We start from the raw sequence: 25823 nt of genomic DNA, 5'->3' as shown, positions 1-25823 counted from the left end.
ATGCTTCAGGAGAATTCAATGGGGTCCAGCAGTCCTAATATCAAGTCCTTCTACAAGGGACAGGAGATCTTCAAGGAAGGACAGGAGAGTTCCGTTGCCTATATGATCAAGAAAGGGGCGGTCAATATTTTCAAGATCCTCAACAACGAGAAGATCATCCTGGCCAAGCTCGGAGAGGGCGAGATCTTCGGAGAAATGGGAATTATTTCCAAGGGGGCCCGCTCCGCCAATGCCGAGGCCGCGGAATACTGTGATCTGGTTATTCTCACGGATCAGATAATTCTCAAGCTGCTTGACCAGTGCCCGCGCACCATCCAGTACATGACCCGCCTGCTGGTAAAAAGACTTGCCCGTACCGGGGACATGATTTCCCCGAAAGGGCATCGCAATAACTTCACGAGTATCTGCCATATTCTGGATATGGCCTACCGCACCCACCTGAGTATGGACCGCGAACAGGCCCGCAAGGAACGCAACCATGACCTCGGGCTTGACTACAGCAAGCTGTGCAAGAAAATCAGGGACATCATCCTCGTTTCTCAGGCCGATATAGACTCGGTCATCAACAAGCTCAAAGGTCTCAAAATGATAGATGTCATTGACCTGCGAACCGGGAAGGCCTTCCCTGACCGCTTTATCCAGATAGCCGATCCGGCAAACTTCATCGAAATTTCGACCAATCTCTTCAAAGAACTGCAGCAGAGTTCCTTTTCCACTACCTCGGAGTTGCAGGTTGTTGATATCTACGAAATAGCCAGCCTGCTCGAAAGTGAGCCCCAGATCATCTATAAGAAAATAGGCTCGGAAGATTTCCCCGAAACCATGTTCATGTTTGACCGCAAGAAGGTCAGCGAATGGGCGGCGGAAAAGGAACCCGACTATTTCAGCAAGGTAAAGAAAAGGAAGAAGGATATTTCCGAGCTCGAAGAGATCGCTGATATAGTCTACGTTGATAATGCGACCCTCAAGGAAGTGTTCACCCGTCTCGGCTACCATAAGCTGGGGCTGCTGATGAGCATTGCCGAAGAAGAGGCCCGCAAGAAGATACTTTCCAACCTTGCCAAGAAGATTGCCAAGGTTGTTCAGGATGAAGTCCGTGATCATGTTGACGAAGGGGAAGCTGAAGATGCTGTAAACGAGCTGTTCGAAATGGTCAGGGAGATAAAAGGGGGGGAAGATAAGTGAACATAGCGACCATAATCGGTATTTTTTTCGGGATTGCCATCCTCATGGTGGCAACCTACACCTCAACGGATTCGGTGGATGTTTTCATCAACCTGCCGGGGATAGCCATTGTAGGCGGCGGAACCATTGCCGCGACTTTTATCTGCTATCCGCTGCGTGAGGTAATGCGCGTACTTAAAGTCTTCATGATGGCCATGGGTGCGGACGAGCTGCCTCTTGAAAACTATATCAATGTTATCGTCGGGCTTTCCAAGCAGGTTACTTCCAAAGGGGAGGAACACCTTGAAGGGAGTCTGAAAAAGATCGAGAACGAATTTCTGCGGGAAGGTCTGCAGATGCTGGTGGACGGTTATTCCAAGGAGGAGATCAAGGAGATTCTCGATAACCGCATCCAGCAGTATCATGAACAGGAATACAGCGCAGCCGGGATTTACCGGACCATGTCGACCCTGTCCCCGGCCTTCGGCATCATTGGAACCCTTATCGGTCTTATCGCCATGATGCAGGGAATGGGGGAAGATATGAGCTCCATCGGCCCGGCAATGGCAACAGCGCTTACCACCACGCTTTACGGCGCACTCTTTGCCAACATGCTGTTCATGCCCATCGCCATCAAGGTTGAAAAGCGTATCGACGAGATTACCCTGCTCATGAGAGTTATCCGTGATGGTATCCTGTTTATCAAGGAAAAGACTCCCTCGGCCATCGTAATGGATAAGCTGAAGGGCTACCTGCCTCCGCGCAAGTGGGCCACCGTCAAGGCCAAAAAGTAACCGGAGGACGTTATGTCAGACGACTTCCAACTCAAGAAGCCGCATCAGGGCGGAGAAGAGGGCGGCTGGGCTTTGACTCTTGCCGATATGATGACCCTGCTGCTCTGCTTTTTTGTGCTTATGCTTGCTATCGCTGATGTTGACCAGAACAAGTACAAGTCGGTGTCCGATTCGCTTGCAGAGGCCATGGGCGTGGATGTCCAGGGGCGCAATCCGCAGGCTGCTTCCGGGGCCCGTATGGCCGTCAGTCAGGATCAGCGCAATATTTTCGAGATGCAGCTTGAAATGTCGCGTTTGGTCGGACGGGAAACCGATGCCCTCAAGATCAAGATGCGCCCGGATTCCGTGGAAATTATCCTTAAAGGCAACTTCTTTTTTGATAGCGGCAAGGCCGATCTGACCTCTGCAGCCATCAAGGTTCTGAGTCAGATCGTGCCCACCCTCGCTAAATCTCCGTATGATATCGTCGTCGAGGGCCATTCGGATAACATTCCCATGAAGTCCGCGCAGTTCCCATCCAACTGGGAGCTGTCCTCAGCCCGAGCCAGTGCCGTAGCCCGCTATCTGATAGAAAACGGCTTCAGCAAGCACAGGATCAAAGTCATGGGTATGGCCGATACCCAGCCCATGTATCCTAACGAAGACGAGAAGGGTGATCCCATCCCGGAGAACCAGAAGAAGAACCGTCGCGTAACCCTGCTGGTTTTTCCGCCTAAGGCAGAGCCGAAACCCGCTAAGTAGCAGAGGGCGTGCCTCCGGCGATCCCCATCCCCTCTACCCAATACGCGTTTTAATAAGCTTCGCGGTTTCATAAGGCAGGGTTTCAAGATTAATGTAAAAATTGTTTTGCAGGATGAATTTCTTTATCCAATGAAAAGCCCCCGACATCTGATGTGATGTCGGGGGCTTTGTTCCGAAAGCTGCATTCGCGGGCTATGGGTGAAGCCTGATAAAAAAGTTTGGGAATCATAACCGGTTTTCAAAGGGTTTAAGGCCTCCTGGCAGGGTTTGCCGGTGGCAACATACTGACTCCCTATTTCTCAGGCCGTCTCGCAAGGCCTTGTGAAACCACTTCCCGGATCTGGTAGGTCTTGGTGCCCATGACAGCGTCATAGGTATTGGCCAGTGATTCGAGAATAAACCCGGTGGACATGAATCCCAGCGAGCTCAGGTAGAGCAGGATGCAGCCCATGAACGGCGGGCGGGTTCCCATGTGCACGCCGAAGAACACCTTTTCATAGAGCAGCCAGACCATGATCAGCGAGGCTACCATGAACATCAGCAGGCTGATGCGTCCGAACAGGTAGATGGGGCGCTGCTTGAAAGAAGACTGGAACCAGAGCATGACGATGTCGAAAAGCACGTCAATGGATCTGGACAGACCGTAGTGGCTTTCACCGGCAAAGCGCGGGGGCGCGGAGATAGGCACTTCGGAAGTTGAACCGCCCATTGAGTACACCAGTGCGGGGATAAGCCTGTGCTGTCCTTCGCGCAGGGTCATGGAACGGGCAAGTTTGCCCTTAAGCACGGAAAGTCCGCCCATGTCCTTCACCTGACAGCCGCTGGTGGCCCGCATCAGGTAGTTGGCGATTTTACTGGGCAGTTTGCGCTTGATCATGGATTCGCCTCGGTTGGTGCGGCATCCGGAAACAAGGTCGTAGCCTTTGCGGATTTCTTCGATCAGTGCGGGAACTTCTTCTGGTTTGTGCTGAAGGTCGCCATCCATGATGACAACATAGCGGCCCCGGCTTTCCTGAATGCCGGCATAGATGGCCGTGCACTGGCCCCTGTTGCGGGCCAGCATTATGCCCTTGAGGTGCGGGTCGTTTGCGGACAGTTCGCGGATGATGGCTTCGGTGCTGTCGGTGGAGCCGTCGTTGACCAGCAGGATTTCGTAGGTCGTGCCCATGCCCTGCAGAGTTGCGCCGATGCGGCGGTGAAATTCGCGCACACATCCTTCCTCGTTGTGCATGGGGGTGACGATGCTGACTTCAATTTCCTGATCGTGTTCCATGTAATCTTGCATTATTTAATCTCTCCGCTGCGGGGATCAATCTGACCGTAATTGACGGCCTTTGCCCCGATTATTTCAAATATTTCCAGCCATCCATTGTGTGCAAGGGAATTGTATTCCTCCCTCCACTGTGTATCAACCCGCATGGGGCCGAATTCGGATGGCAGCGGTCCGTCTCCTTCTCCCGGCAGTCCGGGGTGACAGACGATCTCTATTATATCAGGTCGATAGATGTCGACGTGTTTTTCAAACAGTTCCGGTTTCAGGTTCGCTTTCTGGTCCCCGATTCCCCAGACGCATTTTGCTGTGCGCGGTTCTTCAGAGGGAAAGCTTCCGGCAAGGCAGAGCTGCAGGAATCTGGTGCGCAGCATTCCCTTGTCCATGCGGCTCAGCGGGGTGTGCTCAGAGGGTCTGCGAATCCATTTGATCCCGTATCTGCGGGCCAGTTTTCCTGCCAGATTGTACAGCCCGGGCCAGGCATGAATGTGTTTCTCACTGTCAAAATGGGTCAGCCGGACTTGGTGGTCGAGCAGATATTCAATCTGAGCCGACCATTCCTTTTCCACCTCGGCAAGCCTGATGCGTCCGGTGATGTAGCGCAGCAGCAGGGACGTATAGTTGCCGAAAAGCAGCCCGTCGTCATCAACAAGGCTTGAGATGTGGTCGGGGTTGGAAATGGGCTTTCCGCGCAGCAGATTCAGGTGCGCCCCCAGGCCGAGCCCCCGGTGCTTGTCCTGCAACAGCACGGCCTCTGAAAGATCGGGACCGTTGGCTAGCAGGGTGGAAGATGTCACAACCCCCATTCCCGCCAGATTGTCCACCGCCCGGCGTACCGCCGGATGCAGTCCAAGATCATCCACATTTATTACAACTAGCATTATACCTCCGGTGTCAGACCCGGCAGTTTAATTACATGTAAGCCGAACGTAAAGAGGATTGATGCTTAATTGTATCTGGTAAACTTCTGAAGGAGTGCTGAATTGCCGAAAAACTTTCAGTTACAGACCGGTTATGTCTGTAACCATTCAATAATATGGATTAAAGATAGATTCTGGTGTTCGGTGGGATGGAGGTAACTCCATTGCGTCAGCACATATGGTAGCTTTCTGACTCTGTTATGGTGCGGGAAGTGAATATATTTTGTCCTCCGGGGCCTTATCGAATACCTTTTAGGTATATTTAGATAAAGCCTCCGGGGACTTACCTGAAACTGTCAGGGTTCATGGACCCCTTGACCAGATTAATGGCGATTTCGCCGATGGACGGGCGATATGTTCCGGTCCTGATCTGGTCGCGAAGTCTTTCTATTCTGTGCCGTCGTTCCGCATCATCTTCATTGTTGAATGAAGCAACGCGGTCCTCCGGCGCAAAGCTGCATGGCAGCCAGAGTTCGCTGTCGTCGGATTTGTCAAAATTCATCTCCCCCTCCCGGAGTCGTCTTCAGTCAGTGTTGGCGGTGTTTAATTTTCATATCGGTTACTTTGCGCCGATGTTTAGTCTTGAAGGTTATTTCTGTTGGACTCAGTATGAATGTTAAGTGCTTGAAAAGGTGTGCTTTATTTAAGGTGCGATCTTGGCGTAAAAGTGAGAAGTTGCTGTAAAGCATGATTTATTCTAGGGTGATCGCGCATGTTTGCGTGCTCTGAAAAATATGGCTTTTGCTTTAGCTTCGCTAAAAGTAATTATCATGTATCCTTTTTTTTAAGCAATAACCTGAGACTAATAGGGATTCCAAAGGGGCTTAGCTCCTTTGGCCGCCGGCGGCGAAATAAGATCGCCAAAAGCGCAAAGCGCATCAAAATCAGCCCCGCAGGGCCGCCGGAGGCATTCTTTTGCGGAGCTAAGGAAATAAGCAAGTTATATAAATGAAAATAGCGTACGTTATAGGTGGGTTGCCCTTTGGCGGGGTGGAAAACTGGCTTCTTGATCTGACCTTGCGTTTCAAGGACAGGGAGGATGTGCAGGCCGTGGTCATCAATGTCTCCGGTACCGGTATCAAAGGTCCGGAGTATGCGGAAAAGGGCATCCGTGTGATCAATGTCTGCGATTCCAAGAAGGGGTTGAAGACTTTCAAGCTGGGTACGGTGCTGAAGTTGCGTAAGGTGCTCCGCGACGAAGCCCCGGACGTGATCCATACGCTGCATTTTTCCGGCGATTATTTCGGGCGGCTTGCTTCAATCGGACTTGGTATCCCCGTTGTTACCCACATCAGGAACATCAAGCGCCAGACGAAGAAGTTCCGCCGCTTTGCCAATAAATTTCTCTGCCGCTTTACCGATGTGTTCCTGTCTGTTTCCGGACAGGCCGAAAGGGAGTGTGTCACCCTTGACCACAATGTCTGCGGCAAACCTTCACTGGTTTTTTACAACGCTGCGGACCCGGAAAAGCTGAAGGTGGAAGGGATCGACCTTAAAGCGGAGTTCGGAGCCGGAGAAATAGTAATTTCCGGTGTGGGCCGCTTTGTTCCGCAGAAGAATTTCGATCTGCTCATCAGGGCCTTTGCCCTGCTGGCCGGCAAGTATCCGCAGGCATCCCTTGTGCTGCTTGGTGACGGAGGCGAAAAGCCGAAGCTTGAAGGGCTGGTCGGTGAACTGAAGCTTGGGGGCAGGGTTATTTTTCCCGGTTATCGCAGTGACGTGCCCCGCTTCATGCGGTCCACGGACATACTTGTAATGCCTTCCGACTACGAAGGGCTGCCCATCACCCACATTGAAGCCCTGTTCTGCGGAGTTCCTGCGGTAGTTTCCCGTTTTGTGCCTTCCCTTGAGATTGCCGAGGAAGCATCGCTTGTCTGCCGCAGGGAGCCGGAACATATTGCGGAGCAGATTTCAAAGATTCTAGTAGACGAAGAGCTGCGCAAGACCCTTGCCGCCAAGGCTCTTGAAACCGCCCCTGAGTTTTCCATGGACAACTACGTATGCAGGCTTGTGGATTTCTACACCGCCCTGATAATAAGCGGCAGAAACGGAACTGACGATTTCAAGCGGTTTGATCAGGCAAAGGGAGGGGCATAGTCATGTGCGGAATCATCGGTGCGGTCAATTCCGCTTCAACGTCCGGTTTCGACCTGTCCACACTGCACCATCGAGGCCCGGACGGGCAGGGTGAGTGGCGCGACGGAAATTTCTGTCATCTGGGCCATACACGTCTTTCCATCATAGATCTTGATCCAAGATCCTCCCAGCCGATGGTCAGCCGCAGCGGCAGATTCGTGATTGTGTTTAACGGTGAGATCTACAACTACCGCGAACTGAAGAAAGACCTTCTGCCCGATTTCCAGTTCAGGACCACTTCGGATACCGAGGTGCTGCTGGAGCTTTGGGAGGTTATGGGACCTGATTCCTTAAGGCATCTGAGAGGCATGTTCGCCTTCGCAATATGGGACGTGAAGGAGAAGGAACTCTTCCTTGCAAGGGACAGGATGGGCAAGAAACCCCTTGTGTTCCATTGTGGAAACGGTTCACTGAGCTTTGCCTCCGAGCTGGACGGACTGCTCAGCCTGCTTCCGGAGCGTCCCGAAATTGATATCCGGGCTCTGGACCTTTTTCTGGCCTACCAGTTTATTCCCCATCCCTTTACCATCTATCGCGGTTGCGAAAAGCTGCCGCCTGCGCACTATGCCCGCTTCAAGGACGGCAGGCTGGAGTTGACCCGTTACTGGGCGGTGGAATTCAAGCCTGATTATTCCATCAGCGAAGATGAGGCTTTTGAACGATTGGAAGACATGGTGCGCGAGTCCGTGCGGCTGCGTATGCGTTCAGACGTGGAAGTTGCCGTGCTGCTCAGCGGCGGGGTGGATTCAAGTCTGGTTGCTGCCGTTGCCGCAAAGGAATCGGGCATGCGGCTGAAGACTTTTTCCATCGGGTTCGATTACGGCAAGAGCGAGCTTGAACATGCTGCCAAGGCAGCACAGGCCTGCAATTCCATTCATAGGCCGGCATCGCTGGACGAGCGGACCGCCTGCGGCCTTTTTGATGAGATGGTCAATGCCTACGGTGAGCCATACGGCGACAACTCCGCTTTGCCGAGCCTTTTTGTCTGTGCCCATGCGGCCTCGGAGGTCAAGGTTGCCCTGAACGGCGATGGCGGTGACGAGCTGATGGGCGGTTACGGCAAGTACAACCCCAAGGCCATGCGGCGGCTCATGACCCCCTTTGCTGCGGCCGGATACCGGGCAGGGTGCGGGCTGGAGGGCATGGCGAACCGGATCTTCGGTTCCCCGGCAATGCTCAAGTTCGCCGACCGCTTGGGTTCTGGGATGTCGCCGTACATGAAGGTCGTCCGTTTCAATCACTTTTTCTCTTCCCAGTATCGCAAGGGCCTTTACAGGCCAGATGTCTTTGACCGGGTAATTGACAACCGTTGCGGGTACGAGCGCAGGCTCATTTCCGAGCTGCCCCTTACCGGTCCACTGATGTGCAGGCTTCAGAGCATAGATTACCGCCATTACTTTGCCTGCGACCTGCTGGTTAAGATGGACATCGCCGGGATGCACAACTCCCTTGAGACCCGTTCTCCTCTGATGGACCACAAGCTGTTTGAGTTTGCTGCAACCCTGCCGCCGGAATACAAGATCAGGAACGGCGAGACCAAGTATCTGCTCAAGAAGCTGGCGGCCAAGTACCTGCCCCGCGAGATCATTTACCGGCCTAAAACCGGTTTCTCCGTACCCGTGGGGGACTGGGCCGGAACTATCTTCAAGCAGCGTGTAGAGCAGGCCGTAAATGAAGGCAACCATCCGCTGTGGAATTATCTGGAGCGTGAATATGTGCGCAAGATGATTGCCGGAGATCAGAAGCAGATCCGCCGTAACGGGCATCGTCTCTGGCTGCTGTCAGTCCTCTGTCGCTGGATGGAAATGCATTGATTGATGCCTCCTGCGGCTTTCCGAGGGTAGAAAAATTATTTGATGCGCTGCGCGTTTTTTATGATTGGATTTTGCCTCCGGCGGCCCTCCGGGGGCTTAAACCCTTTTGCAAATATGATTATTGCCTTAGCTCCGCAAGAAGTGTTTATCATGCGGTATTTCCTGCAAGCAATGGCCTAAAACTAATAGGGATTCCAAAGGGGCTTGCTCCTTTGGCCGCCGGAGGCAAAATCAGATCGCCAAAAGCGCAAAGCGCATCAAAATCAGCCCCGCAGGGTCGCCGAAGACCTACTTTTGCGGAGCTAAGGAAAAAGGCGCGTTTGCAAAAGAGTTTAAGAATCCCAAAACCTTTTATTATGGCTTCGCCGCGGCACATGACAAATTGTTAAGGATACAATGTATCCAAAATGATGGTTAACTGTCTTATTTATTTTGTTTAAATTGTGTACCGAGTGCGTTTTTATGTAATGTGCGGAGCGGGTTTTTCATAATAGTTTAATAGGCATCGCCTTTCCATAAGCTAACTTTTGCGAATAGTTCCGGAGGCGTGGATGGCTCAATTTGATTACAGGCATGTAGTTGTTGGTGCAGGTATTACCGGCTGCACCATTGCCCGGCGTATAGTCGAGGACTTTGGTGAGCGGGTGCTGGTTATTGACCGGCGCGATCATATCGGCGGGAATTGCCACAGCAGTGTTGATCCGCAAACCGGTATTGAAGTCCACAATTACGGGACGCACATTTTTCATACTGCCGAAAAGCGGGTGTGGAATTTTTTGAGCCGGTTCACCGAGTTCAACAGCTATCGCCACAAGGTTGTGACTACCTATCAGGGCCGCACCTATCACATGCCGGTCAATCTTCAGACCATCAATTCCTTTTTCGGCATCAACTTGCGTCCGCATGAGGTTGAGGGATTCATCAGAGAGCAGAGTGCAAAGGAGCGTATTTCCGATCCCCGGAATCTTGAGGAAAAAGCCATCAGCCTGATCGGGCGGGAGCTGTATGAATCCTTTGTTAAGGGCTATACAGTAAAACAGTGGGAATGCGATCCACGTGACCTTCCGGCCGAGATAATTACCCGGTTGCCTTTCCGCCACGGCTACGAGTGCGATTACTTTACTGACCGCTATCAGGGGTTGCCGTGGGACGGGTATGCCCGGCTCTTCGAAAACATGCTTGAGCATGAACTGATCGACGTTCGTCTTGAAACGGATTTCTTTGCTGTGAGGGCTGATATTCCGCAACAGACCGCAATCTACTACACAGGGCCGGTGGACAGGTATTTCGATTACAGCTACGGGGAACTCTCATGGCGTTCCCTGCGTTTTGAGTACGAAGTGGAGGCTGTTGCCGACTATCAGGGAACGGCGGTTATGAATTTCGCCGATATTGAAGTTCCGTATACCCGGATTCACGAATTCCGGCACCTGTATCCCGAGCGGGAAAGCGACAGCGGAAAGACCGTCATAGCCCGCGAATTTTCCATGAAGTGGAAACAGGGCGATGAACCATACTACCCGGTAAACACAGATGAGGACCGGAAACGTCTGAAGCTGTACCGGCAGGAAGCCGAACGGCTGGAAAATATTCATTTCGCCGGCCGACTCGGCCGTTACAGATACTACGATATGGACAAGGCGGTCCTGGCAGCATTGGAGCTATGTGACGAGTTGCTGCAGTTCAAACAGTAAGTTCAACTTCCGGTCGAATCAAATACAATGCCGCCACACCCTTCAGGATATGGCGGCATATTTTTTAAGTAATGAATTTAAGCTAATAGGGATTCCAAAGTGGCTTCGCTCCTTTGGCCGCTGGCGGCGAAATCAGATCGTTAAAAGCGCAAAGCGCATCAAACTCAGCCCCGCAGGCCTTACAGCCGCTTAACGAGTCTTCGAGTTTAGCGGTCTGTTGAGAGCAGAGATGCCGCCGGAGGCATCAACTATAGCTATCTATGAATTCCTGACCTTGTAGAACATGGCGTACAGTACGGGCACTACCAGCAGGGTCAGCAGCGTTGCGAACGCCAATCCGGCCATGATGGTGACTGCCATGGCTGAGAAGAAGGCGTCTGTTGCCAGCGGCAGCATCCCCAGAATGGTGGTCAGCGCGGCCATTGCCACGGGCCGGATGCGGCTGAGGGCTGAATCCACAACTGCGCGGTACGGCTCCTTGCCGTCTGCCAGCTCAATATTGATCTGGTCCAGCAAAACGATAGCGTTCTTGATCAGCATACCTGAGAGGGACAGGAAGCCAAGCAGTGCCATGAATCCGAACGGCTCGCCGGTAGAGAGCAGCCCGAGGGTCACCCCGATGATGGACAGGGGAACCGTGAGCCAGATTATGGCCGGGAAGCGCAGGTTGTTGAAGAGCATGACGGTTACCAGAATCATGATCATGAACGGCACGCCCAGACATCCGGCAAGGCTTGTCTGCGCATCCCTTGAATCCTCGAATTCACCGCCCCATTCCATTGTGTATCCGGACGGAATCACCATGCTTTCAATCTGAGGTCTGAGTTCGGAGAACAGGACCGAGGGCAGGCCGGAGACCGGTTCGCAGGATGCGGTTATGGTCAGCAGCCGGTTGCGGGTTCGCAGCTTGCCCGGTTCGATGGCCGTCTCAAAACCGGCTACAACCTCCTCGACAGGAATCATCCGTTCGGCAACCGGGCTGAATATCTGGACGTCGCCGATCTGTTCCACGCTGAGCCTTTCGTTATCCGGGGGACGAACCACGATAGGCAGCAGCTTGTCTCCTTCGCGATACACCCCGACCTGGGTTCCAGTGAAGAACATGTTCAGTGCGCTTGCCAGATCTGGGCGGCTTATTCCGGCGATCTTGGCCTGTGCTTCCATGATCACGGGGTTGAGGACCTTGACGTCCTGTCTCCAGTCGTCGCGGATTGATTCCGCCTTTCCGGTGTTGCGCATAATTTCCTGCGCCTGCAGGGAGAGTTGCCGCAGAACCTGAGTCTTCGGGCCGCTGAAACGGACCTCGATTGATGCGTCGCGTCCGGGACCGAGCTTGAATTTCTTGAACTTGGCTTCTGCCTCGGGATAGTTAGTGTCGACAAACTTTTTATAGCGGACCAGCACTTCGTCAACCGTGTTGTAGTCCTTAACCTCTACCAGCAGCATACCGTATGATGATGCCGTTTTTTCCGGTGCATAGGTCAGGATGAAGCGCGGGGCTCCCTGCCCGACAAAGGAGGTGACGTTCTCTACCTGCACATCCTTGCGGATCATTTCAGATATTTCGTTTACATCTTCAGCTGTTGCGCGGACATCGGTTCCTTGCGGCAGCCAGTAGTGGATGAAGAATCGGGGCTGCGTGGAATCGGGGAAGAAGCTCTGTTTTACAAACCCGAAGCCGTAAACGGCCCCGGCCAGCATCAGCACCAGAACTCCCATGGTCAGTATCCTTCGGCGCAGACAGAATTCAAGAACGGTACTGTAAAAACGGAAGATTATACCTCCGTATGGATCGCTGCCTCCGTTGATTTTAGGGCGCAGGAACATTTCACATAGGAGCGGGGTGACCGTAACAGCGGTGATCCAGCTCATCATAAGGGAAATAAACAGGACAATGAAAAGGGAACGGCAGAACTCGCCGACCTTGTCCGGGCTGAAACCGATTCCGGCAAAGGCCATGATGGCGATGACCGTTCCGCCAAGCAGCGGCCACTTGCTCTGTTCCACAACCTCTATAGCGGCCTGAATACGGTCCCGGCCCTGCTGGTAGCGCACCAGTATGCCTTCGATGACCACTATGGCGTTGTCCACAAGCATGCCCAACGCGATGATCAGAGCTCCCAGAGAGATGCGCTCAAGGGCTACCCCGGCCAGCTGGATGAAAATGAACGATCCACAGATGGTGATCAGCAGGACGGCCCCGATGAGCATTCCAGACTGCAACCCCATGAAGAGCAGCAGTACTATGATGACGATGGCTACCGCCTCGCCAAGGTTGAGTACAAAGTCGTTTACGGCATTGTCTACCCGTTTTGGCTGGTAGTAGACCGAGTCCACATTGATGCCTACCGGGGTTTGTGCCTGAAGGTCTGCAAGTTTCCTGTCGATGGCATGTCCCAGTTCCACCACGTTGGCCGAAGGGTTCATGGAGATGCCGATGGCGACTGCGTTCCGGCCGTTAAAGTTCATCAGTTGAGACGGTGGAGTCTTGTAGTCTCGTCTGATCTGGGCAACGTCCCTTAGGGGAACAAGTCTACCTGACCCGTCGCGTATGAAAAGATCTCCGAGATCGGAGACCGACTCAACACCCCCGGAAGGTGAAATCTCAATGTACTCGCGCCCTACGCGCACGTTGCCGGACTCCACGACAAGGTTGCGGTTGGAGAGGGTCTGGTATACGGAGTCCAGTGATACCCCCAGCTGGGTCATGCGGGCTCGTGAGATCTCCACAAACACGGTTTCCTGCTGGTTTCCCCAGACTGTGACCTTGGCGACATTATCAACCAGCAGAAGCTGCTTGCGCAGAAAATTGACGTAATCCTGCAGGTCCTGCTGCGAGTATCCGTCCCCGGTAACAGAGAGAAGAATGCCGTAAACATCGCTGAAATCATCAATTACAAATGAAGGCCCTGCCACCGGTGGCAGGGAGGGTTGGGCATCACTTACCTTGCGCCTCAGCTCATCCCAGACCTGTGGCAGGGTGTTCTTGTCGTATTTATCCTGAACCTCCACCGTGACGATGGACTGGCCCCGGTTTGAAATGGAGGTAACTTTCTTGAGCTGCTTGAGCTCCTGTGCCGCACCTTCGATTACGTCAGTGACCTCGTCTGCTACCTCTGCAGGTGTAGCTCCGGGGTAGGAGGTAATCACAAGAGCTTCCTTGATGGTGAACTCCGGGTCCTCAAGACGGGGCATGTCCATGAAGGCTTTTATTCCCCCGAGAAAGAAGACAATGGTCAGAACCACTGAAACGGTTTTCTTTTCAATGGTCAGCTTGGCTAAGCTCATCCTCGGCCCCCGATTTTTCCGGTAAGGATTTTTACTTTCTGGCCATCGCGGAGGTAATGCGCGCCTGCCACAACCACATCCTCCCCGGCTTCGACGCCGGAGTGTACTTCAAAGTGATCATCGATAATCCGGCCGACCTGCACATTCCTTTTCCGCACTGCTCCGTTGTTGTAAATCCAGACGAATTTGTCCTGACTCGGGTAGCCGACAACTGCGGAGACGGGGATGGATACGGATTTAACGGTGGATTCATCTGGCAACAGGGCTACAACCTCGGCGGTCATTCCCGGGTGGATGTTGAGACCGGACTTGTTTTCCATTTTAAAGGTAACCTCGTATGTCTGGGTCTGGGCATTGGCCTTGGTCTGGAATTCCTTGATGCTCAAATGAAAATCTTTGCCCGGATATGTCTCAAATCGTGCGATTGACTGAATTTTATCCCGGTCCTTGATGCTGAATGCCCGGGCCCAGACCTTTTCAGGAATGTTTACGACAACGTCCAGAGCAGTGGTGTCTTCCAATTGTACAATGGATTCCTTTGCCTGCACGAATTCGTGGTTGTCCACGGACTTAACGGCAATGGTTCCCCTGAATGGAGCTTCAAGGCGGGTGTACTGAAGATTCAGCTTCGCACGGCGCAGCTCCTGCAGCAGAGAATTCACATTGGCCTGGCTTGTTTCAAACGAGCTCTGTGCCGTATCAAAGGCTGATTGGGCAATTGTGTCCGACTCCAGAAGCTTGCGGTTGCGCTCAAAATTTAGTTGGGCTTCTTTCATGACAGAGCGTGCTCCGCGAAGCTTGGCTTCAAGGTCGGCTACAGCCGCGTCGAAATCACGCTGGTCCAGCACAGCCAGGACCTGTCCCTTGTTTACAAGGTCTCCCTCCCGAACATCGAAGTGTTCTATCTGCCCGGAGACTCGGAAGGCCAGTGTGGCTTCGCGCGTAGCCTTTACCTTTCCAGGGAAAGTGCGTTGTTCCGGGTCGGTTTTATCGGATATTTTCATTACTCTGACCGGTCGGATGGGTTGCTCCACCGTGACTTCTTCTTTGCAGCCCGGCAGCAGCAGCGTTGCAGCCAGCATAAACAGCAGTATTTTTTCCCGCATGCGTGTTCCTCCATGCATTTGACAAAGTATTAATCAATCAATTGATTAATTGATGGTTAAAAAAATTATGCCCAGAGGGCAGGGGATCCGTACTTCAACAGACCGGAGACGACCTTTTTGTAGGATTCAATCTTGGAATCATCATCAATGAAGGTGCCACCACCAAGAAGATAGTCGGAAAAAATTGTTCCAAGTACGGCGGTGAAAGTGATGTCCCGGGTGTCTTCGGACTGGTCGATTCTGGCACCGGTTCTGGCGAGAAATTCAGAAAAATACTTCCAGCCAGTGGAGTAAAGGCTGTCGCGGATCTCTTCCAGCTCAGGGCTGTCATGGTTGAGCACTCGCAAGCCGACGAGGTAGATGTTGCGGTTCTCCCTTGCATCCTTCAGAAACTCTTCGACATTTCGGTCTACCAGTTCGAAGTGATCGGATGATTCTTCCATGGATTTCCTGACCACATTGAGAACCCGGTCCTTGAAAACTGAGAAGATTTCCTTGTGCAGGCCGGTTTTACCCCCAAAATAATAGGAAATCATGGCACTGTTGACCTCTGCTTCGCGGGCGATGTCTCGGATTCCTACGGAGTTGAAGGAGCGCTCGGCAAAGAGCTTGGTTCCTGCGTGAAAGATTATTTCTCGTTTAGTCATGGAATGCATTTAATCGAACGATTAACATAAGTCAATCGTTCGATTAAAAAATGAGGGGGGAATGAAGCTATTGAAATAAGCTGCCGGCTGCAGGGACAACGGATTTGCTGACGGGCTTCTTGCTGATATTTACGATTTCAACCCTGCGGTTGAGCGCGCGTCCCTGTATGGTGTTGTTGGGAGCGATGGGTTTGTCCTCTCCCATGCCTTCAACCTGAATTCGATCCGGGCTGATATTGAATTTTGTCACCATGTACTGCTTGACCGAGGCTGCCCGTTCAAGGCTCAGTTTGCGATTGTATTCACTGTTCCCGGCCGAGTCCGTATGGCCTATGAGTTTGACGTCCATTGCCGCGGCATCGCCGGTGGTGAGTGCTGTTCCGAGGGCGTCAGCCACGGGAAGTGCTTTTTTGCTGATTTTGGCTGAGTTAACGTCGAATTCGATCTTAAGGTAAACCCGGCCACCGTCATCGGTGAGCATATTCAGGATTTCCTCCGAGCTGCTGGCGAAACCGTCCTGTTGGGAGTGGACGGCAGGAGCCCAGAGAAGGATCAGGATCAGGGTAAGTATTGTCTGTTTCATAAAAACCTCCACAGGGTAGATGATGCTGTGTCGGTAAAGCCTAACCCTTGAACCGTTTTGCCGCAAGTTGTTCAATCAATTTATGTTCGAAGAGCTTGTTTGTGTATCGAGGATTTATCTGTATCGAAAGCAAAGCTGATAACTGCAGGCACTTCGGAGGTTAAGATATCTTTGGTCTGAAATATTTTTGATCGGTCGGAGATGGTTTGTCGTCTATGGCGGGGAAATCAGACATCCAAAAATGCATCAAAACTAGCCCGGCAGATCAGCCGGAGACCAACTTGCGCATGGCCTCCGGCTGAATGCTTAAACTCGTTCGCGAAGCAGGGTTTTGAACTGCTTGAATTCATCGGCATCCATGTGGCTGTAATTGCCCTGTGCCGGGAAGGAACCGTTTTTGACTTCTTCCACGTACTGTCCGATGGCGGCAATACTGTCACCGCGCAGCAAAGCGTATTTTTTTACGAACATGGGCACAAAGCGGTCAAACAGGCCGAGAATGTCATGATAGACCAGCACCTGTCCGTCTGTGTTGGGTCCAGCTCCGATTCCTATTGTGGGGATGGACAGGCGTTCGGTGATCTCGGTTGCGACCTCGTCTGGAACTGCTTCTAGAACAATGGAGAAGCAGCCCGCGGCTTCAAGGGCCAGCGCTTCTTCGACAAGGGCGGCTGCGGAGCGGGCATTTTTGCCCTGAGCCTTGAAGCCTCCGAAACGGGCGACATGTTGCGGGGTCAACCCGATGTGTCCCTGAACAGGAACCCCGGAATCCACAATGGCCCTGATGTGCTCCAGAAACGGGAAACCGCCTTCGAGCTTTACTGCCCGTGCCCCGGTGCGACTGAGGAATCTGCCGGCATTCTCAACCGCCATGGCTACCGAAGGCTGGTAGGACATGAATGGCATATCTCCGATAATAAGGGGACGTCTGGCCCCGCGGGAGACTGCGGCAGTATGGTGCAACATATCTTCCATGGTCACGGACAGAGTGTCTTCGTAACCGAGAACAACCATCCCCAGCGAATCACCAACAAGAATTATATCCACCCCTGCCTCATCGGCAATCTGGCCGGACGGGTAATCGTAGGCGGTCACCATGGAAATTTTCCGCTGTCCTTTGAGGGCGGATATATCCGGTGCGGTTATTTTTTTCATATTTACCTCATCTAGTGTGTATACTTATCTGGGCTGCATTTAGCTGCAGGGTGTGCGCCTGCACGCGCGTTTGCGTGCCGATATGAGCAGTTGCCCGGGGAATCGTCAACCCACGTGAAAAATGTATCATAAATTGATTCCTCAGTTGATGAATAGCATTTTTAAGATTCATCCTGATTGAAACCGTAACAACATCGTGTATATTGCAGGTGAAACAACTGCGGAAGTGCCTGGACCTGACAATGTAAGTAATGCGGGTGGGTGATGAAGAAATATTTTCCATTGTACATCAATATACTTACTGTTTTTACGAGCCTGACTTTTCTGATTGTATTCTGTGTAGTCACTTATGGATATGTGCGCAATGCGGATATCGCTCTCCTTTCCGCTGAACAGCTTATCCGCCAGACCGGTTCATCCATAGGGGAAAGAACTCAGAACATCTTTGATACTGCCTTCATGAATGTGAATACCTGTACGGCCTTTCCTGAATTGGGCGATAAGCCGTCCATTCATTCTCATCCGATGACCAGTGTCTTTTTCAAGTATCTGCAGGAAAATCCGGATTTCACCTCTGTGTATGTCGGATTCGGGGATGGGGATTTCTATCTGGTTTCCTCTCTGCGGGGCCGGGAGCTGATGAAAAAGGAAAGGCATATACCGGATAATGCCGCATGGTACACCCAGACCATTGGACACCTCGGAAACGGCAGCAGGTATGAGCTTATAAAGTATCTTGATACCGGATTCGTAACAGTTGGGTCTTCTTCGTCTCTGGATGTGAAGTATGATCCGTGCATTCGTCCGTGGTTTCAGGCTGCTTCCGTTTCCGATCAGCCTGTCTTGAACGATGTTTATATATTTGCATTTTCAGGAGAGCCCGGCCTGACAGTTTCCCGCCGTTTTGACGGAAAGGTTCCGGGAGTGGTGGGGATCGATATCTCGTTGGCAAACCTTGCTGATTTCATGGAAAGGCAGATGGTTGGAGCTGACTGCGAAATTATGATTTACGGGTCGAATGGCAAACTGTACGGCTACCACAGTCAGGAAAAATTGACCGCTGCCATACACCGCAAAGAGGACAGTTCCATATCAGAAGTTTCTGTTGCCGGTCTGAAGAACAAAGTTCTCGATCTAATTGTGGAAACTTATGAGGGCCACGGAGACGATGAACTTCGTATCCAGAATCTTCTGGTTGACGGTAAGAAATACATTTCCCTGGTTGATCCCCTCCCCAGTGAGTACGGAAAGGAATTGTTTGTGGCTGTGGCCGTTCCGGAATCGTTTTTTACCGGCCCGATTGCCCGTATCGGCCAGAAGACACTGCTTGTCTCAGTCGGAATTCTGCTGCTTTTTGTACCTATCATCTATTACGTTGCCAAACGCCTCAGCCGTCCTCTTAATGAGTTGACCAGAAGTGTGGAGAAGATAAGGAAGTTCGAACTGGACAGCCCGGTGCAGGTGCACTCCAACATTGTCGAAATCCGGGATCTCTCGCTGGCGACAGAAACAATGCGCAGCACACTGAATGCCTTCGGGAGTTACATACCTAGGCCTCTTGTGGAGTCCATGATTGTAAACCGGATTGTTCCCAAACTTGGGGGAGAGCGGAAAAAACTCACCTTTCTTTTCAGTGACATCAAGGATTTCACCTCCATAGCCGAGACCCTGTCTCCTGAGGAACTTACATCAAGCATCACCAACTATTTTACAATGATGAGTCAGATCATCCTTTTCAGTGGTGGAACCATTGATAAGTATATCGGTGATGCAATCATGGCCTTCTGGAATGCTCCGGTGGAGGACGCCGATCATGTGCGCAAGGCCTGTCTTGCCGCGCTCCGTTGCCGAGACGAAATCAAGCGGTTCAACTCCCGTTGCCGGGAATGCAGTGAACCGGAAATGATAACCCGTCTTGGGGTGCATACCGGTGAAGCGGTAGTGGGAAACATAGGGTCCTCCGACCGGATGGATTATACCGCTATCGGTGCTGCGGTAAACGTGGCTTCCCGTCTGGAAGGACTGAACAAGTTTCTGGGGACGGAAATCCTGGTCAGTGAAAACACCGCAAAGGAATCAGGTGACGGATTCCTGTTCCGGTTCGCCGGAAGGGTGATGCCCAAAGGAACGACTGTCTCCCTGGGTGTTTACGAGCTGTTGGGAACCTCTTGCGGTTCAGTCGGTGAGCTTGCCGAGTTCGCTGTCTCCTCTGAAGAGGAAGAAAGGGCAGCCAGTTGGGAGTACGCTTTCAATATACTGCTCTCACACAGGTATGCGGAAGCGGTGACGGCTTTTGACCTGCATTGTGGACGGTTCGGTGATGATCCTCTTTGCGGGTACTATCTGGATATGGCGCGCAGGTTCATGACACAGTCCGATAATGTCTGCTGGACCGGGGAGGTCGTCTTCGATGCGAAATAGCAGATCCAACTGCTTTGCACGTATGCTTTTTATGACTGCATTGTCAGCAATATTATTTCTTTCTACCGCTTCGGATTCTTTTGCAAAGACCATTACTTTCTGGACTACCGAAGTCAGTGCCGATCGGCAGGCGGTCATAGGTTATCTGGTCAGCGCATTCAGGATCTATCATCCCGAGATTGAAATTATCGTTAAGGGTGTTGAGGAAAACCGGATTGCTGAGGAGCTGGGCAAGGCCATTCAGGAGGGGGATGCACCAGATGTTGTGGGGTGTGCGTCTGATCTGGTGGTGGCGTTCGGGAGTAAGGGCTGGATGAATTCACTGCAGACCCGCAGGCTGATCGATTCCATAGGGCAGGATAAATTTTATGCCGGGGCATTGAGCCGGCTCAGGTTGGCCAACCGCTATTTCTGCGGGATTCCCTTCAATGGCTGGGTACAGGGAATCTGGTATCGCAAGGACTGGTTTGCCGAAAAAGGACTTGCGGCCCCGAACAGCTGGAGGAACATCCTCGCGGCCGCCAAAGCGTTTCATCACCCGGAAAAGGGGCGTTACGGAATCCTGATCGGTACGAGGGCAGATGCTTATGCCGAGCAGGTCTTTACCCATCTGGCGCTTTCTGCCGGAGTTGAGGAATTTTCCAAGGACGGCAGGGTGGTTTTTGACTCTCCCGCCACGGTAAAAACTCTTGAGTTCTACAAGGAACTCTCCCGTTATACCCCGCCGGGTCCGCAATGGTGGAGAGGCAGGGATTTCTATCTGCAGGGCAGGCTGGCCATGATGTTCTATTCAACGTTTATCATGGATGATCTTGCCGCTCCAAGCATCGCCGCCGATTCCCTCGGACCGGATAATTTCCCGGAACTGGACGGCGCGGACTATGATTACAACCTGCTGATGAATACCGGGGTGGTAACCCGTATCAAGGGGAGCAGAAAAGCCGGTTATGGGGTCATCCATGCCTTGGGACTTATCAAGACCGGAGACTCAGGCAGGGAGGAGGCTGCAGCCCGTTTTGTTGAATTTCTGTTCAGGGATGATGCCTATATCACATGGTTGCACATGGTTCCCGGAGGCATGCTGCCGGTGCTGAAGCACGTAACTGATGTCCCCATGTTCTACAGGGATGTGCAGGGGGGTTTTTCAAAGTATTCCCGGCGCAGAGTACGGGAAATCGTGTCCGGGTTTGATGTCCTGAAAAGTTTCAGTTTCACTGAAGGGGTTCTGATTCCCCAGGCCGCGATAGCCTCTGCTCAAGGCATAATTCCTTCAATGATTGATCAGGCTCTTCGGCAGAACGTACCGGCAGCCCAGGCCGTAAGCAATGCCAGTAACAGGTTGAGTGAAATAGTGAGCGAGTGACAAGCCTTTCATAAACTTGCGCAGGGAAAAATAAAAGGCCGCCCCCCTGTGCATGGGGACGGCCTTTATCCTTAAAGATAGCTGTTGCCTACAGTTCCTGCATGACCCAGACAACTCTGCCCACAACATATTTTTCCTGATCCTCGACAGCAATGTACTGTTCAGGATGCTGGGAATCTTCGGGGCGCAGAATGAAGCGGGAGTTTTCAGGGTCGAAAAAGACCCGGCGGATAACCACTCCCTGATGCGGGACATGGATGGCGTATATATCCCCGGCCATGAGACGCTTCTGGGATTCATCAATCCCGGCAAATGCATCTCTGCGGATGGCAGGTTCCATGGAGGATCCTTCCACCTTAAGGACAACAAGTGAGGACCTGTAGAATGTTTCCGGGATGCTCAGTTCTGAAATCTGCTGGGCTTTCCATGTATGCGCGCTGGCATTCTCCCCGGCCATGGAGGAGACAGGTACAATTCGTCCGCGGGACTGAACCTGTCCGTACTGTGCGGTGGTTTCGCTGAGAATCGCATCCGCTGAAATTTTTCCTTTTCCAGGCTTCAGATAGACCGGTTCTACTCCGTCTGAAAGCCATTCGGGGTTGAGTCCGTGAGTTCTGTATAACTTGATGAACCATTCAGCCGGGATGGAGCTGCGACGTTTTGCATCGGAAATGCTGGACTGACGTATATTCAGTATTTCAGCCAGCTGCACCTGGGTTCTTGTTCCCGTAGCTTTTTTGATTCGTTCCAAACTTTCATCAAACCATTTTGACACGCCCGTTACCTCCTGCGAAGACAAGGTGAGGATAAAAAGCCTTAAGTATGTTACTATTAAAAACCGGACTGTGCAGGAAAATAATTCACCCATTTCCTACAAGTATAGTCATGAATGCAGCAACCAAATATAAGAATAACATGAAATTTAAAAGTAGCAAAGCCTTTGCTCGTTTCTGCATGTACAATGAACACAACACTCTCAATGTAGTTTCTGTAAATTATTTTACTGCATTTTTCTAATCACACTTCCGACTGTGGAACATTTGAATGTATTGGAGCATAGGTTGGTGTGTAAAAACAATTAATTTCTTTTTATTGTATAAGATGGCGATTTGTGTTGTTCTGCCAATGTATTATTATAAACGAAATACATATTCCGAAGAGAGGTGGGAAACTGGCTCCCAGATTGGTGCCCGCGCGCTAATGAATTAAAGAGTCTTTGATTTCAGTGGGTTTTAACTAATTTTTCAATTAATATGCTGTTTTTAACTGTTAAAAAATGTAAATTGGCTTAGCGTGGCACATTAGTGGTCACCAAAGGGCAGGATGAAATAGAAATTGTTACCCCCATCGTGTGGTTCGTATCCAACTTTGCCACCATGCAGCTCAACTACTTGTCTGACAAAAAAGAGGCCGTGTCCGGAACCATACTCATTGCCTACATTCTCGCTGCGGAATCCGGCCTGAAAGAGCTTGTCACGGTCTTCAGTGGAAAGGTGTGGACCGGTGGTGAATACATTCAGCTTCAGCCCGTCCCAGCCGTTGTTGAAGAAGTCCGGTACCATTTCCCATCCATAAGCGGTAAATTTGTCATTGCGACCGTCCGGCATGGTGGCTTCGCGCGTGTACTTGACCGCATTGGAAAACAGGTTGGCATAAACCTGTGAAATAAGACCGATGTCTGCAACGATACGAACTTCCCTGTCGGGGATTCCGCCCATGCTGATGTCAAGCCGTATTCCACGTTCTTCAAATCTGGAACGGTAGCGCTCCAACTGTGGTTCTATGATCTGCTTGAGCAGGTTGCAGGGCCTTTTTTCTACAATATACCGCCCTTCCTCAAAGTGCTGACGCCTGAGCAGGGTTTCAAGGAACAGGCTGGTCTGTTCATAGTGGCTGTGGATCTCATTGAATTGTGACACCAGCCCGTTATACATTTCTTCAAGCTCCGCTTTGATCTGCGGCTTTTCCTTGCTGTCCAGGCTGTGCCTGAGTCTGCTGATGTTCTCGATGCGGTCGCGCAGCCTGTTGTAGAACAACTTGAAATACATGTTGGGGACAATAACATTATGCCCGACGTCTTTTACCAGATTGCGCACAAAATCCAGATGCTCCTGTCCCTTGCGGCGCAGCAGTTTGTTGTGAAGCTGGAAACCGACCCGGTTGACGAATTTTTCAAAGAATAAAGATTGGTGTGAGGATAATTTGTCGATGGGGTATAGTTCGAAGCATCCGATGACGTCTCCGGCCGGCTTGAACGGAAGCTGGTCGACCAGTTCAATATTGCCGCGGATCGGGATGAAAAGGTGCCTGCTCATGAAGGTCTTTTCAAGGGGAACTGCACTGCATATAAGACCCCGGTTCTCGGTTCTGCCTACCGGGATGAATTCATCAGGTCCTATGGCCAGATACAGTCGGCAGTCCAGGTCGAAGATGAATTTCGGCACTGCCGTGCATATTGTGAAGAACTCCTCCAGAGAATCGAATTCCTGCGCAAGGTCAAAGAAAATCATCAGGGCCCGCTTCTCGGTCGCCGAGAAACTGTAGTCCTTGTAGTCATCCATTTTCTCATGGATGCGCCTTTGGATGGACAGCAGTCTGTCCGGATCTGGTTCGGACGCAAGGGAAAGCCCCTCGCCGAGCATATCGGTGGGGTTCATTGAATAAACGTCTGCGCTTTTTTTCCGACTCTCCATAATTTGCAACACCTTGGAATAAAAGATGTCAAAGCATACGATGCTGAACAAAAAGGAGCAAGTTTAATTAGTTTTTATTTTGGCTCCATAAGCAATGTTTACTGTACATGGATTTTATGACAAAGTCCGCCATCATATCTACCATCACGGAAATAAACATGCCTCAAATCATTCTCATTCAAATATCCGGCGAGGACAAACCGGGTCTGACCTCATCTCTTACAGGGGTTCTGGCCGGTTATGGCATAGATATTCTTGATATCGGCCAGAGCGTAATTCACAACCAGCTTGTGCTCGGAGTGCTTATCCGCATTCCCCGGGAGGCGGAATCCGCCCCGGTGCTGAAGGACATCATGTTCAAAGGCTACGAGCTGGGGGTCACAGTCAAGTTTCGTCCTATTGAAGCTGATAATTATATGGACTGGGTCAATGCCCAGGGCAAACCCCGTCATATAGTCACCCTTGTCGGGCGCAGGGCCAGTGGGACGGCAATTTCAAAGGTTGCCAGCATCATCGCTGAAAACGGGCTGAATATCGACATGATCCACCGGCTTTCCGGCCGAGTCCCCATGGGTGGTGAAGCCGCACCCCGTCATTCCTGCATCGAGTTTTCCGTTCGAGGCACTCCAAGGGATCTGGATCTCATGCGGGCCAGCTTCCTGACCATGGCTACCGAGGAACAGGTGGACATTGCCCTGCAGGAGGACAATGTCTTCCGCCGCAACCGCAGGCTGGTGGCTTTTGACATGGATTCCACCCTCATTCAGGCCGAAGTCATCGACGAGCTGGCCAAGGCGGCCGGTTCCGGAGAGCTGGTCAGCTCCATTACCGAATCAGCCATGCGCGGCGAAATCGATTTCAAGGAAAGCCTGCGTCAGCGTCTGGCAACGCTCAAGGGGCTTGATGAATCGGTCATGGAAGAGATCGCCCGCAATCTGCCCATCACTGACGGTGCCGAACGCCTTATCTCCAACCTCAAGAAATTCGGCTACAAAACAGCCATTATTTCCGGTGGGTTCACTTATTTCGGGGAAAAATTGCAGGAACGCCTTGGGGTTGACTACGTCTATGCCAACCGTCTTGAAATCAAGGACGGCAAGCTTACCGGCGGTGTTATAGGTGACATCGTTGACGGGCCCAAGAAGGCGGAACTACTCACGGAAATAGCCGGAAAGGAACAGATCAGCCTCCAGCAGGCCATTGCAGTGGGAGATGGGGCCAACGACCTGCCCATGCTGTCCATTGCCGGGCTGGGTATTGCTTTTCACGCCAAGCCCAAGGTCAAAAAGGATGCACGGCAGTCCATTTCTCATTTCGGGCTGGACTCGATCCTTTACCTGATCGGTCTGCGTGACCGGGACACAGATTGATTTTTGTCCGGTAAGATTCCTGACAGACCAGTTCATTAGAAATATCAGGCCGCAGTTTAGAACTGCGGCTTTTTTCATGGCTGTGTCGGCCTATGTCATAGCTGATCCGCTTGTTGGCTCCATATTCCCGGCGACTTCGAGATGATATGAAGGGTTGTGGGATCAGTCGGGAAAAACAAGTCTGATCTCTGCATAGGGAAGGGGGCCTGATCCTGCCGCGATGCCTAGTAATCCGGTTTTGATCTGCTCTTCTTTACGTCGGAGCGCTGCTTTTTGCTCTCCAGCCGTTTGCGCTTTGCCGAAAGGGGAACTCTGGTGGCCCGGCGTTGTTTGATCGGGCGCAGGGCTTCGGACAGGAGCTGGCGGAAGCGCAGCAGCACTTCTTCCTTGTTGCGGAACTGGCTGCGGTGTTCATCGCATGAAAGCAGGAGTTCCCCCTTGGAGTTGATCCTGTTGCCCAGCCGTGACCGGATTATGGTTTTCTGCTCTTCGGTAAGGCTGGCGGAGCCGTCCAGATCGAATATGAGAGTTACCCGCGAGGATGTGGTGTTCACATGCTGGCCGCCGGGGCCGGAGCTGCGTGAGGTGATGAAATTAATTTCATTTTCCGGTATGGACAATGTGGATGTGATACTTATCATAGCTTTCGGCCGGATGGTTCTGT

20 protein-coding genes are annotated in these 25823 nt (G+C 51.9%); 9 read left to right on the top strand and 11 right to left on the bottom strand.

Features of this window, described 5'->3' with window-relative positions; all coding sequences use genetic code 11:
* The first annotated feature begins 18 nt into the window (after positions 1-18).
* From N7E73_RS08175 to N7E73_RS08165, 3 genes are read left to right on the top strand one after another with little or no spacing between them, the layout of a single operon-like run.
* Entirely contained in the window at positions 19-1185 is a 1167-nt protein-coding gene (locus tag N7E73_RS08175) for a cyclic nucleotide-binding domain-containing protein (protein WP_432738562.1), read from the top strand.
* On the top strand, positions 1182-1958 hold the full coding sequence (locus tag N7E73_RS08170; protein WP_432738561.1) for a motility protein A: 777 nt from the start codon (positions 1182-1184) through the stop codon (positions 1956-1958). Before N7E73_RS08175 ends, N7E73_RS08170 begins: the two co-directional genes overlap by 4 nt.
* Positions 1959-1970: 12 nt before the next feature.
* The gene (locus tag N7E73_RS08165; protein WP_432738560.1) at positions 1971-2699 is read left to right on the top strand and encodes an OmpA/MotB family protein; all 729 of its coding nucleotides are present in this window, start codon (positions 1971-1973) and stop codon (positions 2697-2699) included.
* A 292-nt stretch (positions 2700-2991) separates the two neighbouring features.
* On the opposite strand, the gene N7E73_RS08160 is transcribed toward N7E73_RS08165, so the two are convergent.
* From N7E73_RS08160 to N7E73_RS08150, 3 genes are all read right to left on the bottom strand, one after another.
* Complete coding sequence (locus N7E73_RS08160; RefSeq protein ID WP_432738559.1) at positions 2992-3984, bottom strand: glycosyltransferase; 993 nt, start codon at positions 3982-3984, stop codon at positions 2992-2994.
* Positions 3984-4850, bottom strand: coding sequence for a ChbG/HpnK family deacetylase (locus N7E73_RS08155; protein ID WP_432738558.1), 867 nt, complete (start codon positions 4848-4850; stop codon positions 3984-3986). Before N7E73_RS08155 ends, N7E73_RS08160 begins: the two co-directional genes overlap by 1 nt.
* Before the next feature lie 322 nt (positions 4851-5172).
* Positions 5173-5391, bottom strand: a complete 219-nt coding sequence (locus N7E73_RS08150; RefSeq protein ID WP_432738557.1) for a flagellar biosynthesis anti-sigma factor FlgM — start codon at positions 5389-5391, stop codon at positions 5173-5175.
* Positions 5392-5837: 446 nt separating this feature from the next.
* Between N7E73_RS08150 and N7E73_RS08145 the strand changes: the two genes are divergently transcribed.
* The 3 genes from N7E73_RS08145 (at position 5838) to glf (ending at position 10533) form a co-directional block, all read left to right on the top strand.
* Positions 5838-6986: a glycosyltransferase gene (locus N7E73_RS08145; protein ID WP_432738556.1), complete on the top strand. Its 1149-nt coding sequence runs from the start codon at positions 5838-5840 to the stop codon at positions 6984-6986.
* 2 nt (positions 6987-6988) lie between these two features.
* Positions 6989-8839 carry an asparagine synthase (glutamine-hydrolyzing) gene (gene asnB / locus N7E73_RS08140; protein ID WP_432738555.1) on the top strand — a complete coding sequence of 617 codons (1851 nt, stop codon included), beginning with the start codon at positions 6989-6991 and terminating at the stop codon, positions 8837-8839.
* A gap of 551 nt (positions 8840-9390) precedes the next feature.
* Entirely contained in the window at positions 9391-10533 is a 1143-nt protein-coding gene (gene glf, locus N7E73_RS08135) for a UDP-galactopyranose mutase (RefSeq protein ID WP_432738554.1), read from the top strand.
* A gap of 258 nt (positions 10534-10791) precedes the next feature.
* On the opposite strand, the gene N7E73_RS08130 is transcribed toward glf, so the two are convergent.
* The 5 genes from N7E73_RS08130 to panB form a co-directional block, all read right to left on the bottom strand.
* Entirely contained in the window at positions 10792-13821 is a 3030-nt protein-coding gene (locus N7E73_RS08130; RefSeq protein ID WP_432738553.1) for an efflux RND transporter permease subunit, read from the bottom strand.
* Positions 13818-14927, bottom strand: coding sequence for an efflux RND transporter periplasmic adaptor subunit (locus tag N7E73_RS08125; RefSeq protein ID WP_432738552.1), 1110 nt, complete (start codon positions 14925-14927; stop codon positions 13818-13820). The genes N7E73_RS08130 and N7E73_RS08125 overlap by 4 nt, the downstream gene beginning before the upstream one ends.
* A 65-nt stretch (positions 14928-14992) precedes the next feature.
* Complete coding sequence (locus N7E73_RS08120; protein ID WP_432738551.1) at positions 14993-15574, bottom strand: TetR/AcrR family transcriptional regulator; 582 nt, start codon at positions 15572-15574, stop codon at positions 14993-14995.
* A 67-nt stretch (positions 15575-15641) separates the two neighbouring features.
* Complete coding sequence (locus tag N7E73_RS08115; protein ID WP_432738550.1) at positions 15642-16157, bottom strand: OmpA family protein; 516 nt, start codon at positions 16155-16157, stop codon at positions 15642-15644.
* A gap of 306 nt (positions 16158-16463) precedes the next feature.
* The gene (panB, locus tag N7E73_RS08110) at positions 16464-17312 is read right to left on the bottom strand and encodes a 3-methyl-2-oxobutanoate hydroxymethyltransferase (protein ID WP_432738549.1); all 849 of its coding nucleotides are present in this window, start codon (positions 17310-17312) and stop codon (positions 16464-16466) included.
* Between the two features lie 264 nt (positions 17313-17576).
* On the opposite strand from panB, the gene N7E73_RS08105 reads away from it, so the two are divergent.
* Both N7E73_RS08105 and N7E73_RS08100 read left to right on the top strand, forming a co-directional pair.
* A complete protein-coding gene (locus tag N7E73_RS08105) occupies positions 17577-19733 on the top strand; it encodes an adenylate/guanylate cyclase domain-containing protein (RefSeq protein WP_432738548.1) in 2157 nt (718 codons plus the stop codon).
* Positions 19723-21096 carry an ABC transporter substrate-binding protein gene (locus N7E73_RS08100; RefSeq protein WP_432738547.1) on the top strand — a complete coding sequence of 458 codons (1374 nt, stop codon included), beginning with the start codon at positions 19723-19725 and terminating at the stop codon, positions 21094-21096. The genes N7E73_RS08105 and N7E73_RS08100 overlap by 11 nt, the downstream gene beginning before the upstream one ends.
* Positions 21097-21184: 88 nt before the next feature.
* Here the strand turns inward: N7E73_RS08100 and N7E73_RS08095 are convergent, their stop codons facing one another.
* Both N7E73_RS08095 and N7E73_RS08090 read right to left on the bottom strand, forming a co-directional pair.
* Entirely contained in the window at positions 21185-21871 is a 687-nt protein-coding gene (locus tag N7E73_RS08095) for a LexA family transcriptional regulator (RefSeq protein ID WP_432738546.1), read from the bottom strand.
* A gap of 526 nt (positions 21872-22397) precedes the next feature.
* Positions 22398-23753, bottom strand: a complete 1356-nt coding sequence (locus tag N7E73_RS08090; protein WP_432738545.1) for a sensor histidine kinase — start codon at positions 23751-23753, stop codon at positions 22398-22400.
* Positions 23754-23947: 194 nt separating this feature from the next.
* Between N7E73_RS08090 and serB the strand changes: the two genes are divergently transcribed.
* Positions 23948-25159 carry a phosphoserine phosphatase SerB gene (gene serB / locus N7E73_RS08085; RefSeq protein WP_432738544.1) on the top strand — a complete coding sequence of 404 codons (1212 nt, stop codon included), beginning with the start codon at positions 23948-23950 and terminating at the stop codon, positions 25157-25159.
* 224 nt (positions 25160-25383) lie between these two features.
* On the opposite strand, the gene arfB is transcribed toward serB, so the two are convergent.
* On the bottom strand, positions 25384-25800 hold the full coding sequence (arfB, locus tag N7E73_RS08080; protein ID WP_432738543.1) for an alternative ribosome rescue aminoacyl-tRNA hydrolase ArfB: 417 nt from the start codon (positions 25798-25800) through the stop codon (positions 25384-25386).
* Positions 25801-25823: the final 23 nt, after the last annotated feature.

Source organism: Maridesulfovibrio sp. FT414 (assembly GCF_050916235.1).
Classification (GTDB): Bacteria; Desulfobacterota; Desulfovibrionia; order Desulfovibrionales; family Desulfovibrionaceae; genus Maridesulfovibrio.
This window is presented reverse-complemented; position numbering and strand designations above follow the sequence as displayed.